This is a genomic window from Microcoleus sp. Pol12B5 (genome assembly GCF_036701335.1).
Taxonomy (GTDB): domain Bacteria; phylum Cyanobacteriota; class Cyanobacteriia; order Cyanobacteriales; family Microcoleaceae; genus Microcoleus.
The window spans coordinates 1-13431 of sequence record NZ_JAUBQQ010000056.1; the positions used below are offsets into that span (position 1 = coordinate 1).

11 protein-coding genes are annotated in these 13431 nt (G+C 45.8%); 6 read left to right on the forward strand and 5 right to left on the reverse strand.

What is annotated here, in order from left to right:
- Positions 1 to 467: 467 nt before the first annotated feature.
- Both QUA24_RS20185 and QUA24_RS20190 read left to right on the forward strand, forming a co-directional pair.
- Positions 468 to 1481 (forward strand): acetamidase/formamidase family protein, encoded by a 1014-nt coding sequence (locus QUA24_RS20185; protein ID WP_333231578.1) that lies wholly within the window; start codon positions 468 to 470, stop codon positions 1479 to 1481.
- Between the two features lie 120 nt (positions 1482 to 1601).
- Complete coding sequence (locus QUA24_RS20190; protein WP_333231580.1) at positions 1602 to 1886, forward strand: hypothetical protein; 285 nt, start codon at positions 1602 to 1604, stop codon at positions 1884 to 1886.
- 253 nt (positions 1887 to 2139) lie between these two features.
- Here QUA24_RS20190 and galT read toward each other — a convergent pair whose 3' ends face one another.
- Positions 2140 to 3162 carry a galactose-1-phosphate uridylyltransferase gene (galT, locus tag QUA24_RS20195; protein ID WP_333231582.1) on the reverse strand — a complete coding sequence of 341 codons (1023 nt, stop codon included), beginning with the start codon at positions 3160 to 3162 and terminating at the stop codon, positions 2140 to 2142.
- Between the two features lie 228 nt (positions 3163 to 3390).
- Entirely contained in the window at positions 3391 to 4044 is a 654-nt protein-coding gene (locus QUA24_RS20200) for a restriction endonuclease subunit R (protein WP_333231584.1), read from the reverse strand.
- 284 nt (positions 4045 to 4328) lie between these two features.
- Between QUA24_RS20200 and acs the strand changes: the two genes are divergently transcribed.
- The gene (acs, locus tag QUA24_RS20205) at positions 4329 to 6299 is read left to right on the forward strand and encodes an acetate--CoA ligase (protein WP_333231585.1); all 1971 of its coding nucleotides are present in this window, start codon (positions 4329 to 4331) and stop codon (positions 6297 to 6299) included.
- Between the two features lie 110 nt (positions 6300 to 6409).
- Here acs and QUA24_RS20210 read toward each other — a convergent pair whose 3' ends face one another.
- Positions 6410 to 6697 (reverse strand): hypothetical protein, encoded by a 288-nt coding sequence (locus QUA24_RS20210; protein WP_333145265.1) that lies wholly within the window; start codon positions 6695 to 6697, stop codon positions 6410 to 6412.
- 43 nt (positions 6698 to 6740) lie between these two features.
- Here QUA24_RS20210 and QUA24_RS20215 point away from each other — a divergent pair, with 43 nt between their 5' ends.
- From QUA24_RS20215 to QUA24_RS20225, 3 genes are all read left to right on the forward strand, one after another.
- Complete coding sequence (locus tag QUA24_RS20215; protein WP_333231588.1) at positions 6741 to 7319, forward strand: ACP phosphodiesterase; 579 nt, start codon at positions 6741 to 6743, stop codon at positions 7317 to 7319.
- A 96-nt stretch (positions 7320 to 7415) separates the two neighbouring features.
- Positions 7416 to 8312, forward strand: coding sequence for a thermonuclease family protein (locus QUA24_RS20220; RefSeq protein WP_333166606.1), 897 nt, complete (start codon positions 7416 to 7418; stop codon positions 8310 to 8312).
- A 292-nt stretch (positions 8313 to 8604) separates the two neighbouring features.
- A complete protein-coding gene (locus tag QUA24_RS20225; protein ID WP_333231590.1) occupies positions 8605 to 9393 on the forward strand; it encodes a class II glutamine amidotransferase in 789 nt (262 codons plus the stop codon).
- Positions 9394 to 9437: 44 nt separating this feature from the next.
- Here QUA24_RS20225 and QUA24_RS20230 read toward each other — a convergent pair whose 3' ends face one another.
- Both QUA24_RS20230 and uca read right to left on the reverse strand, forming a co-directional pair.
- Entirely contained in the window at positions 9438 to 9551 is a 114-nt protein-coding gene (locus tag QUA24_RS20230) for a WG repeat-containing protein (protein WP_333166602.1), read from the reverse strand.
- A gap of 225 nt (positions 9552 to 9776) precedes the next feature.
- Positions 9777 to 13394, reverse strand: a complete 3618-nt coding sequence (gene uca, locus QUA24_RS20235) for an urea carboxylase (RefSeq protein ID WP_333231592.1) — start codon at positions 13392 to 13394, stop codon at positions 9777 to 9779.
- Between the last annotated feature and the right edge of the window lie 37 nt (positions 13395 to 13431).

Here is a 13431-nt window from a genome sequence, read left to right on the forward strand (position 1 = left end):
TACGATTGCCTGCTTGACGGAGCGATCGCCTGCTTGACGGTACGATCGCTACACCAACTCTTTTAAGATACAAGGGGTGGGTTTTACCAGCCAAACAGAACTCCCCCCAAATACATATAAACCCGCGCCACCAACTTTAAAGTTTAAACTACCAACGTTATCAAAAAGTTAAGAAATTAGTAAAATATCTCCGATAAAAGAAACCTCCATCCTTTTGGGAAATCTTCTTATAGCGGTTCTCAGGAAAGTAAGGTACTCTTCCAATGTCCAATGCCCAATGCCCAATGCCCAAAAACAGCTCATGTTACTGAGAAAGGCTATATCTCTGAATTCTCTTTCTCTGCGCTCTCTGCGCCCTCTGCGGTTCATTAAAAAAAATCTTTCTCAAAAATGCTTGAGACTTGCGATATAACATTTTTAACACCCTTACTTCAATCTAAAATCTAAAATCTAAAATCTAACATCCCATGACTCGCCACCTTCTCAAGGCTAACTGCAAAACCGTACACTTGGGCGGTTTCTCTCCGAATATCGAACCTGCTTTAAGGGTGGATTCGGGCGATCGCATCGATATCGAAACCTATTCAGGATATTATGTTGCTGACAAAGCGCCGCCCGAATTTCTCACCCCCGAATTTTTAGATATTTGTCAGAATTTGCCCCCCAACCGCAAAGTTGGCCCTGGACCCCACTTGCTGACAGGCCCGATTTATGTTAACAATGCCGAACCGGGAGACGTTTTAGAAATTCACATTGAGGATGTTTACCCAAGTTTACCAGTAGGATTTAATGCAATTCGCGCCGGATGGGGAGCTTTGCCTGAGTATTTCCCCGAACCTAAATTGCGGTTTATTTCGCTAGATTTAGAGCAAAAAACTGCTGAATTTCCCACAGGTAGCGACATTCGGATTCCCCTGCATCCTTTTTTTGGCATTATCGGCGTTGCCAATGCAGAAATCAACCGTTCTTCTATTCCTCCAGCGCGCTACGGCGGCAATATGGACAATCACGAACTCCAACCAGGAACGCGGTTATTTTTACCTGTTTTTATGCGGGGCGGTTTACTGTCCATCGGGGACGGACATTCGGCACAAGGAGAAGGTGAAGTTGACGGTACTGCCATTGAAACTTCGATGAATGGGACCATTCAAATCATCTTACGCAAGGATTTATTTCTGATATTTCCGTTTGCAGAAACGCCCACTCATATTGTGATTATGGGATTTGGTAGAACATTAGATGAAGCGTTTGAGATGGCGGTAAAACAGACGGTTTATTGGCTGCAAAAGTTTGCAGGTTTCAAAGAGGAAGATGCTTATGTTTTGTGTTCCCTCGCGGTAAATTTTCGGATTACGCAGGCTGTCAACAATCCTCAAAAAGGAGTTCACGGAATGATTCCCAAGTGTATTCTGCTCGATGTGAACATTATTGACCACCGAGTGGGAGGTAAAATGATAACACGCGATCGACCAAAAAATTAGGATCGCGATCGCACAAACTACACAAAATTGTCACTGCTGTGGTCGATCGGGATCGCGATCCTGTTGACAATTAAGCTTAAAATAAGATAAGTTACCAGTTCTACCTAAATCGAACTCAACATGAAAAACCAGACTGATGATGTTGCCAAAAAAGATTTAGTCGATCGAGCTTTTGAGAATACAGCAATACCCGATCCGACAGCCTGGGTTCACGAACATTATTTTCTGGCTAATTTCGCCGATACTCTGGCCCATATCCAAGAACATATGTCTGAAGACAGTTGCGAAATCGGCGAGAATGGTGAGTCGGGCGAGGGGATATTATCGATCAATGCCAAAATTAGAGATATGTTGAGAGCTACTTTTAGCGACGACGGCTGGCAGTATGTCGAAAGTTTATTGTGAGTTTGGTAAAATCCATAAGTATTTGTACGTTCATAACTTGAGAGCGTAAGTTATACCAGTTTAAAAAAAGAATCTAACTTTAGGCCGGTGATCTAAACCCTTAGATCATTAGTTATTGCCAACTCTTTAATCTCAAATCTCAAATCTCCAATAATATCAGTTTCCTCCCCCAACGGAGACTCGCAACTCAGAGTAGCTGCGTGCATTTCCACCCCCATTGGAAGTAAATTTAACTATTGTGATGTAGGATACTTTAGATCGGGGGGAAATTACTGTCGCTAGGAATTTCGATCGATCGCAAAAACGCGGCACTTTCTTCGGGCAAAGCAGTATTGATAAACATCCCGCTGCCCAACTCAAACCCAGCTTGCTTGGTGACTCTGGGAATAATTGCAATATACCAGTGAAAGTATTTTGTTGCCCGTTGGGCGATCGGCACCGATCGAATATTATAGTTGTAATCAGGATTGTTCAATCCGTAATAAAGCTTAGCCAGTACAGTTTTCAAAGTATCAGCAAGATCCGTAATTTCCCCATCAGTAATTTCATCAAACGAAGAGGAATGTCGGCGCGGAAAAATCCAAGTGTGAAACGGTGAAAGTGCAGCGTAAGGGATAAAAGCCACAAAATGTTCACTCTCACAAATCACTCTTTCCTTCGCCGCTAATTCATCTTCCAAAGTGCGGCAAAACAGACATTCTCCCGTGTCATCAAAATATCTAATAGCTTCGTCGATGCGGCTGCGAAATTGGCTGGGTACAACGGGCGTCGCTGCTATCTGCGAGTGGGGGTGTTCCAGAGAAGTTCCGGCAGTTTCGCCGTGATTTTTGAAGATAATAATTGTTTCAATGTGGGGATTTTTTCTAATTTCTACATAGCGCTGGCGGTATACTAAAAGTATGTTTTCAACTTCTTCAACACTCAACAAAGCTGTCGTCAAATCGTGTCGCGGATGTTCGACAATTACCTCGTGAATGCCGATTCCCGCCATCGTGCGGTGAATTCCCGATGATATCCTCATCCATTTGGCTGTCGGGGAGAGGGCGGGATATTTGTTGTGAATTGCCCGGACTTTCCAGCCAGTGCGAGCGCCCAAACGGCAAGTTTCTAAGGTTCCGTCTTCTTCATTTCCCACGCAAAACGGGCAATCGGCACGGTGGGGTGGCACTGCTGCTGTCCACTCTTTTTTGTTTGCGAATTGATCCGGTCTTGTCGCCCGTTCGGTGGCGATGATAACCCAATCTCTGGTAATTAAATTTTGTCTAAGTTCAGACACTTTTTTACCTTCAGTTGCAGGGTTTAACCGTTTATTATTGTATAGAAGAATTAGTATTTTGTCACTCCCTATTGCAGTTTTTTAACAAATCTTGATTTCTAAATCTTCCCGCAGTTCCCAACAGAACTTAACAACAGTTGGCATCGACGATAGAATGCGATTAGGACTAAATTGGTACAGAATATCTGTCTAGGCAGTACAGGCAAGCACAGATTTCAACCGCAGAGATTAAGCCAACTGCACATTCTGCAACTTGCAAATCGCTTTTAACACTTGCGCCAACAAGAGCGATCGCTCTCGGTCAATCAAATTCAATTCCGGTAAAATCTGATAAGTACAAGGATTTCCCCGCGTCAGATAGACAAACTGATAGTTACGTCCATTCGTCGTCAATCCCCAAACAGACGATTGCTGCTGCAAACTTTTATAAGCATAAGTCAGCAATTGTGGCAAACCGGCCCAAGGATCGATCGCACTATTTTTCGCCTCGACTACCAAAATCCAAAACTGTGCCGCCGCGAGTTCTGCATCCGGCTGATTTACCGCTAAGACATCTAAGCGCCCTTTAATTAAAGTATCCCCATCCTCAACCTCGATCGCGATGCTATCTTCCATTGTCAGCACGATCGGAATATCAAAAAATCCTGCTAATCTCATTAACGGTGAAAGCACTAAAAATTTAACGAGTTCTTCGGAAACTTTTCCTGCGGATAAGTAGCGTCGAAAGTCAGTTCTAATTTTTAATATTTCCTGCTGTTCTAATTCTAACAGCGCTTCCAGAGAGAAAAAATCGGTGAAGGCCTCTCCTTCTCGCTCTTCCAGTTTGAGAAGGCGGCGAACGTCATTTAGCGACAGTTGGCTTGCTTCTAAATTTTGGATCATGCTTTTCCCTATCATTCAGATTGAATAATCCTTTTCAAGCAGCTTCACATCATTGTACTATCAAACTAAAATTTATACAATATTTTATATAAAAGTTTTCCCAAAACGAAGCTCGATCGAACTTTATTTGATCTCAAAAGTCGAGGCAATTATAGTTTTCAAATAAACAGCCACAGCCCCAACATTTACACAATTCCCAAAATTCTTAACGAAACTCAAGATATTTTTGCACTCAATTGCGTACAAAATAGTTTAAAGAAGTAGATGCAGTTACAGAAAAAACAATGTCACAAGATACCATCGAATCAATTCTGCATGAAAGACGGCTATTTCAGCCGCCCGCTGAATTCTCCCAAAAAGCTCACATCAAAAGCCTAGAAGAGTACCAAGCCCTCTACGACAAAGCCAAAGCTGACCCCCAAGCCTTCTGGGCAGAACTCGCCGCCCAAGAATTGCACTGGTTCCAAAACTGGGATACCGTGCTCGACTGGCAACCGCCTTTTGCTAAATGGTTTGTCAACGGTAAAATTAATATTTCTTACAATTGTCTCGATCGCCACTTAACCACTTGGCGCAAAAATAAAGCCGCCCTGATTTGGGAAGGCGAACCCGGAGATTCCCGCACCCTCACCTACGCGCAACTCCACCGCGAAGTCTGCCAAATGGCGAACGTCATCAAACAATTGGGAGTCCAAAAGGGCGATCGCGTCGGCATTTATATGCCCATGATTCCCGAAGCTGCGATCGCCATGCTAGCCTGCGCCAGAATCGGTGCAGTACACAGCGTTGTTTTTGGCGGTTTTAGTGCAGAAGCTTTGCGCGATCGGCTTAACGACGGCGAAGCAAAACTCGTCATCACCGCTGACGGTGGCTTCCGCAAAGACGCAGCAGTTGGCCTCAAAAAACAAGTAGACAAAGCACTAGCAAATAATGCCGTACCCAGCATTACCAACGTTCTGGTAGTTCAGCGCACCAAACAGCAAATTGACATGGAACCAGGGCGCGATCTTTGGTGGCACGACTTGCAAAAAGACGCCTCCGCCGACTGCCCCGCCGAACCGATGGACAGCGAAGATATGCTGTTCATACTCTACACTTCGGGAAGTACCGGCAAACCGAAAGGTGTCGTCCATACAACCGGTGGTTATAACCTTTATACCCACATGACAACCAAGTGGATATTCGACCTTCAAGATACCGATGTTTACTGGTGTACTGCTGATGTCGGCTGGATTACTGGACACAGTTATATTGTCTACGGGCCGCTGTCCAACGGTGCGACAACTTTAATGTATGAAGGTGCTCCTCGCCCTTCAAATCCTGGCTGTTTTTGGGATGTGATCGAAAAATACGGCGTCACCGTTTTCTACACTGCACCCACTGCGATCAGAACATTCATGAAAATGGGCGAACACTTGCCGAATGCCCGCAATTTGTCATCTTTACGATTGTTAGGAACCGTCGGCGAACCGATCAATCCCGAAGCTTGGATGTGGTATCAGCGCGTAATTGGCAACTCGAATTGTCCGATCGTTGATACTTGGTGGCAAACAGAAACCGGGGGAATTATGATTACCGCTTTGCCCGGTGCAATTCCTACAAAACCCGGTTCTGCAACCCTACCGTTCCCCGGAATTGTGGTCGATGTTGTTGACCAAGATGGCGAACCAGTAACTAACGAAAGCGGCGGTTATTTAGTGGTGAAACATCCTTGGCCGGGAATGATGCGTACACTTTACAACGATCCAGACCGTTTTCGCCGCACCTATTGGGAATATTTGCACCCGAAAGATGGCGAATTTGTGTACTTTGCAGGGGACGGCGCGCACAAGGACAAAGACGGTTATTTCTGGGTAATGGGCCGCGTTGACGATGTAATTAATGTGGCCGGACACCGACTCGGCACAATGGAAGTCGAGTCAGCTTTGGTATCGCATCCAGCGGTGGCGGAAGCTGCGGTTGTTGGTAAACCTGATGAGATTAAAGGTGAGGATATTGTGGCTTTTGTCACGCTGGACAACTCGCAGCAACCTAGCGATGAATTGGCTAAGGAATTGAAGCAGCACGTTGTTAAGGAAATTGGGGCGATCGCCCGTCCCGGCGAAATTCGATTTACTGATGCTTTGCCGAAGACTCGAAGCGGTAAAATTATGCGGCGGTTGCTGCGTTCTTTAGCTGCGGGAGAAGAGGTTTCTGGGGATACTTCGACTTTGGAAGACCGGACGGTTTTAGATAAGTTGCGGGGAGGTTCGTAGGGGTATGCAACCGCAGATTTTAGCTGATTAACGCGGATGAACGCAGATGAATTTCCCATCAGATCATCTGCGTTTATCTGCGTTAATCTGCGGTTTAATTGTTAATTGGTTTATTTGCCGCGCCACAAATGAACCGCATCGGGGTTTATTTCCGATCTTACTTGCAGCCACTCCTCTAACAAGTAGTCATCATCGACTGCTTCTGAATGCTGTTCGTCTTTGAGAATTGCCAAGACGTGAACTCCAGACGGATAGTTGACATGACGGATTTCTGGGTCATATCCTAAGTCTTGAATTTTTGCTAAAATGCGATCGACAGCACCGGCAACAGTAAGATCAACGGCAAGAATAATTTGACCGAGTTTAGCACCCGGTTTTACACATTCCAGAACAGCCATTATTCTTTCTCCTTATGCTATCTTAGATATTTTTACTGTAGCAATGAATTATTTGGCTCATCTATTCTTATCAAAAGGCACGCCAGAATCGCTGATTGGCAACCTCTTAGGAGATTTTGTCAAAGGAACGGCCGTCAACCTTTATTCCGATGAAATTAGAAAAGGCATCGATTTGCACCGCAAAGTAGATAGCTACACGGACTCTCACGCAATAGTGCGATCGAGTAAAAGCCTTGTTTGTGCCGAGAGACGCAGGTTTGCGGGAGTTTTGATTGACGTGTTTTACGACCACTTTTTGGCTAAAAATTGGCTGGAATATTCAGAAATTCCGCTTCCAGATTTTTCTCGCCATGTCTATAAAATCCTGCAAGACAACCGCGATATATTGCCTGAATCTCTCCAGCGGGTGCTGCCAACAATAATTGCCCGCGACTTGCTTTCATCTTATCAGGAAATTACCGAAATCGGCATCACTCTTACAAGAATGTCGGCCCGAGTCAAGCGGACAAATAACTTGGCAAGCGGCATAGAAGATTTGACAGCTAACTATCAGCGCTTAGAATCAGATTTTCGATATTTTTTCCCCGACTTAATAAAATACGCCACAGTTGACAAATATTAATACAAACAACAAAAATTACAGTTGCTATTGATAGCGAACTCGTGTATGATTCAACCGATATGTGCATGAAATCTCAAGTGCAACAGGGTTGAAAATATGGCAACCAGAATTCCGAGCCTGCAAATAACTAAAGTAGTTGATGGCGACAGCATCAAAATTTCTCTCAACGGCAAAACCGAGTCTCTGCGGCTGATTTGCGTCGATACAGAAGAAAGTCATCCGGGAGGCTCCAAACCTGTAACTGCGGCGGGGAAAGCAGGTACGGAAATGGCTAAAAAATACTTCGCCACAGCAGATGGCGGACTTGCTCAAATTGACATAGAATTTGATACAGACGATGCGGTTGAAGTGGCTCTACAAAAACACCGCGACAACTACGGGCGTCTCCTCTGTTACGTACATAAAAATGGAGAAAATTACAATCTTAAACTGATTGAAGAAGGCTGGAGTCCCTACTTTGTCAAATACGGGCGCTCCAGATTGTATCACCGCCAAATGACTGAAGCAGAATCGGCAGCAAAAGCTTACAATCTGATGATTTGGAATCCGATTATTAATGCCAAAATTCCTTCTCGCAACTATGCTAATTTACTGCCTTGGTGGTCGATGCGAGGCTCGATTGTTGAAGAGTTTCGGTTGTCGGAAGCAACGGCAGGAGCGCTTTCTTTGAGGTTGCACTACCCGAAAATATTAGCTGCTTCTGAGAAAGCTAAATCTATTACTATTTTCTGCGATTTGCAGGCGGGAATTACTAAATGGATCGGCGGTAGCGCTCTGATTTATGCTGGCTCAGTTTATCATAAATTAGATTTGTGGATACCGGATGCTGAAACTGATGAAAGAGCTCCCTTGAAGCGGCTAATCGAGAAGCGTTATGCAGGTCTGGGACGGGGATATGTGTATGTCAGTGGGAAGGTAGAACAGTACAAAGGGAAGCCTCAAATAGTTTTGAAGGATATCAAACAACTTTCAGATTTTCCCCCAGAAAATTGAATCTTACATGAATTTAATTAAAAAAATTGCAGCACAAAGGGAACGATGAAGACTGTTCTGCGGGGAACGCGATTGAATTTTGGGCGATTCCCTACCGCAACGGGCTCGCACGCGCGTTCGGGATAGCTTGGCTTCACGCATTTTTTAAAATTTAAGTAGCATGACGGTTGACAATCAAAAATTATTGTGTTTTTTTATTAGGCTAAATCAATTCATACTATAATAGTATAATCGCAAGTCTGTAGCTGCCAATAGCTGCGACATCCATTCAAACTCCAGAGATTTAAAAGCTATGTGCCAATTACTGGGAATGAACTGTAATGTTCCAACAGATATTTGCTTTTCTTTTGAGGGTTTTTCTGCAAGAGGTGGCAGAACAGACGTTCATCAAGACGGTTGGGGGATTGCTTTCTTTGAAGGTTTAGGATGTCGCCTTTTTATAGACTCAAAACCTGCGATTGCTTCTCCGGTTGCTGAAGTAGTGCGCCGCTATCCCATTCATTCAACTAACGTGATTGCTCACATCCGCAAAGCTACGCAAGGCGCAATTGCTTTGGAAAACTGCCACCCTTTTATTCGGGAACTTTGGGGACGTTATTGGGTGTTTGCTCACAACGGCAATCTCGAAAACTTTTATCCAGAATGTGCCGGAGTTTACAAACCGGTTGGTAAAACTGACAGCGAAAAAGCATTCTGTTTGATATTAGAAAAGCTGCGCTCCTCTTTTCCTCAAAGTAAGCCTGCTGTAGCGGAAATTTACCCGGTTTTGGAGGAAATTACTAAAAGTTTGGCAGAACACGGAATTTTTAATTATTTACTTTCCGATGGAGAACACTTGTTCACCCACTGTTCTACTAATCTGCATTATATTGTGCGACAAGCACCTTTTGCTAGCGCTCACTCGATCGACGAAGATGTAACTGTCGATTTCCGGGAATTGACCAAGGAGGACGATCGCGTGGCTGTTATTGCGACTTTTCCGCTGACAGATAACGAAGTTTGGACGCAAATTCAGCCGGGAGAATTGCTAGTATTTCAGGATGGTTTGCCCGTCAATTCTGGGCTGCTGGAGTTAAGTTAACGAGATTTAAACAAATTTAAAGCCTAAACAGAGCATCGAACCTGCTAAATAACCAGCTTTCCAGCTTGATTGATGAAGCCAGATTTGCTATCGCGCTTGACAGCGGCTAAGCCTTCCGAAAAACTGCCGACAGCGGAAACTTGGGGGCGATCGCCCACTAGCCTGTTTGATTGATGTATCCGCACCCTTTTGAAGCCCTAACTGCTGCTAAACATTCATTAATTGAGCGGGGGTTACACAATTTGATGATGATTCTTGTGGGGTGTCCCGCCTTCAGTGAAAATACACCGGACTGGTTACGATATCCCATCCCACAAAACAATCAAAATCATCCCGCAATTATCCAACGGCTTCCCACTGTCCCCGAAGTGACAACAGAGGGATTAATTCGGTTGAACAGCCGCTAGAATTTGTCCGGCTGTCACCGTTTGCCCCTTTTCACAAAACAACTGGGCAACAGTGCCCGCAACATCAGCAGTAATAGCAATTTCCATTTTCATCGCTTCCAAAATTAACAGGCGATCGCCCTCTGCAACCGTATCTCCAACATTAACCAGCACCTGCCAAACATTGGCCGAAACGTGAGCGACAACTGCCTCACAACCGATCGGCAAAACAACCTCCGCCACTGTTTCAGAAGCCACATCCGCCGAGGATTCTGCAGCAGCTTCAGCGTCAAATTCCCCGGATGCGGCCCAGCGATCGCGCTCTGCATTAAAAGCGGCCTGCTGCTGCGCTTTAAACTCAGCCGCACTGTTAGTAATAGAATTCAAAAACTCATTGTATTCTCTCAAATTAAAAGTGATTTCCTCAACCTTTAATTTAAACTTCCCTTCGATAAATGCTTCCCGACAGCGGTGCAATTCCTCATGAGAAACCGGATAAAATCGGATTTGGTCAAAAAACCGCAAAAGCCAAGGTTTACCAGACTGGAAATCCGCCGTTTGTTTGAACCGATTCCACATTTGCACCGTGCGGCCGACAAATTGATAACCTCCCGGCCCTTCCATGCCGTAAACGCACAAATACGCGCCGCCAATGCCAACTGCATTTTCAGGAGTCCAAGTGCGGGCGGGATTGTATTTAGTAGTAACCAAACGGTGGCGCGGATCGAGGGGAGTTGCGACGGGCGCGCCTAAATAAACGTCTCCCAAACCCATCACTAAATAGCTAGCATTAAATACGATTTCTCTGACTTGTTCGATGCTGTCAAGCCCGTTTATGCGGCGAATAAACTCAATATTGCTGGGACACCAAGGTGCATCCGATCGCACAGACTGCATATATTTTTCAATAGCCAACAGCGTTGATTCATCTTCCCAAGATAAAGGCAAGTGCACAATTCGCGCCGGCACTTCCAAATCCTCGATCGCCGGAAGTTCCGCCTCCGCCGCAATCAGCGCCTGCATTAGCTGCTGTTGCGAAATCTGGCGGCCCTCAAAGTGAATTTGGAGCGATCGCATTCCCGGCACTAATTCGATAACACCCGGCAACGGATTTGCTTTCAACTGTTCCATCAATGCGTGCGCCCGAAAACGCAAATTTAAATCCAGCACCAACGGGCCGTATTCAACTAGAATATATTTATCCCCAGCTTGACGGTAAGTAACAGCAACCTGTCCCGGAGATTCGGGAATTTTATGCAAAATTGGAGAAGCGGGAACTGCGGGCAATTCCTCCGCATTTTCCCCAAAAACAGGCAAACTAAAAGTAGCAATTTGCCTATTTTGTGCTAATTCCCGCTGCAAAGCTTCAGCAAAACTCAAACAGTGAAAGCGAATGCTGTCCCCCGGTTTCAGTTGCCCGATTTTCCACAATTCCGACTGCACAATAGTAGCAGGACACACAAAACCTCCCAAACTCGGGCCGTCAAGACCGAGAATTACAGGCATATCGCCTGTAAAATCGATCGTGCCGATCGCGTAAGCATTATCGTGAATGTTAGACGGGTGCAAACCCGCTTCTCCGCCGTCTTGACGCGCCCAGGTGGGCTTCGGGCCGATCAGCCGAATGCCCGTCCGCGTCGAGTTGTAATGCACCTGCCATTCTGTGGAGAAAAACATTTCGATGTCTGACTGAGTAAAGAAATCCGGCGCGCCGTGAGGCCCGTACAAAACGCCGATTTCCCAATTATTGCTGTAGGTGGGAATTAGTTCCGGAGGCAAAGATAATTCTGCTTCCAGAGTGGCAGTTTGAAGCAGTTTAAGCACATCTCCCGGACGCAGCGTGCGGCCCGCGTGTCCGCCAAATTTGCCCAGTACAAAAGTTGATTTGCTGCCCAAATAATCGGGGACGTTAAAGCCGTGTTTGACTGCTAAATAAGTGCGGTAGCCGCCGCCTTGAATGGCTTTTAACTTGAGAATGCTGCCAGCTTTTACGGGAATTGCCGTCCAAAACGGCACCGATTCGCCGTTTAGCGTTCCCTTCATAGTTGCACCAGTCAAACTAATAACTGTATCGGCATTAAAGCGCAGAGTTGGACCTGTAGCTGTGAATTCCAATCCTGCTGTCGATTCGGGATTTCCTACTAAACGATTTGCCGATCGAAATGCCAGATGATCCATCGGCCCAGAAGGCGGCACGCCAACATCCCAATAGCCAATCCGCCCCGGATAATCCTGAATGCTGCTGTAGGTTCCCCCATCCAATACATCGATCGTTAAAGGTGCGTATTCAAAAGAGTTTAAAAAGCGCGTGTTCAGTTCGCCCCGGCTGAATCGGGAATCGTCCAAAATCTGGCGGAGGTAATCTAAATTAGTTTCAATTCCCGCTATTTCACTGGCATCTAAAGCAGCTTTTAGTTTTACGATCACCTGCGATCGATTATCCCCGCAAACGATTACTTTGGCTAGCAGCGGATCGTAAAAAGGAGTAACCTCCGTGCCGGTTTCTATCCAACTGTCGCAGCGGACGTTTTCGGGAAACGCAACTTGATTCAGCAACCCGGAACTCGGCTGAAAATTCTTGCCGGCATCTTCCGCATAAATTCGCACCTCAATTGAGTGTCCCTGCGGCCGATAGCGGTACTCTTCCAGGGGGAACAAATCTCCTGAAGCCTGTTTTACCATCCACTCAACGAGGTCGATGTTGTTGACAGCTTCAGTCACGCCGTGTTCGACTTGCAATCGCGTGTTAACTTCCAAAAAATAAAACTGTTTCGCATCGACATCAAAGACAAATTCAACAGTACCGGCTGACTGATAATTTACCGCTTTTCCCAACCGCACGGCTGCACCGTACAACTGATTTCGCTGTTCGTCGGTAATAGCAGGGGCGGGGGTTTCTTCAATTACTTTTTGATTGCGCCGCTGCACCGAACAATCTCGCTCGCCCAAGGCTATGACATTTCCTTTGCCATCTCCAAAAATTTGGACTTCAATGTGTCTGGCTGTTTGAATGTATTTCTCTAAAAAAACGCCGCTTTGTTTAAAATTGCTTTGACTCAAACGCTGTACTTTTTCAAATGCTTCTGCCAAATCTCGATCGCCAAAACAAGCCTGCAAACCAATGCCGCCGCCGCCTGCGGTACTTTTGAGCATCACCGGATAGCCGATCGCCCCAGCCGCTTTTTCCGCATCCTCTAAACAGGCTAAAAGTTCGCTTCCGGGAGTTAGCGGCACTTGATTTGCAGCGGCTATTTCCCGCGCGGTGTGCTTCAATCCAAAGCAGCGCAACTGACTCGGAGTCGGGCCGATAAATGCAATATTTTCGCTGGCACAAGCTTCGGCAAATTCAGCATTTTCGCTCAAAAAGCCGTAACCCGGATGGATAGCTTGAGCTTTTGTTTGGCGCGCAACTTCGAGAATGCGATCGAACCGCAAATAACTCTCGGCTGCGGCGGCTGCACCGATACAAACGGCTTCGCTGGCGGCGAAAACGTGTTTGGCGCGGGCGTCGGCTTCAGAATATACTGCTACCGAAGCAATTCCGAGGCGATCGAGCGTGCGGATAATTCGGCAGGCAATTTCACCGCGATTTGCAATCAAAACTTTGTTAAACATTTAGGTAATTGGTAATTGATAATTGGTAATTGCTAAT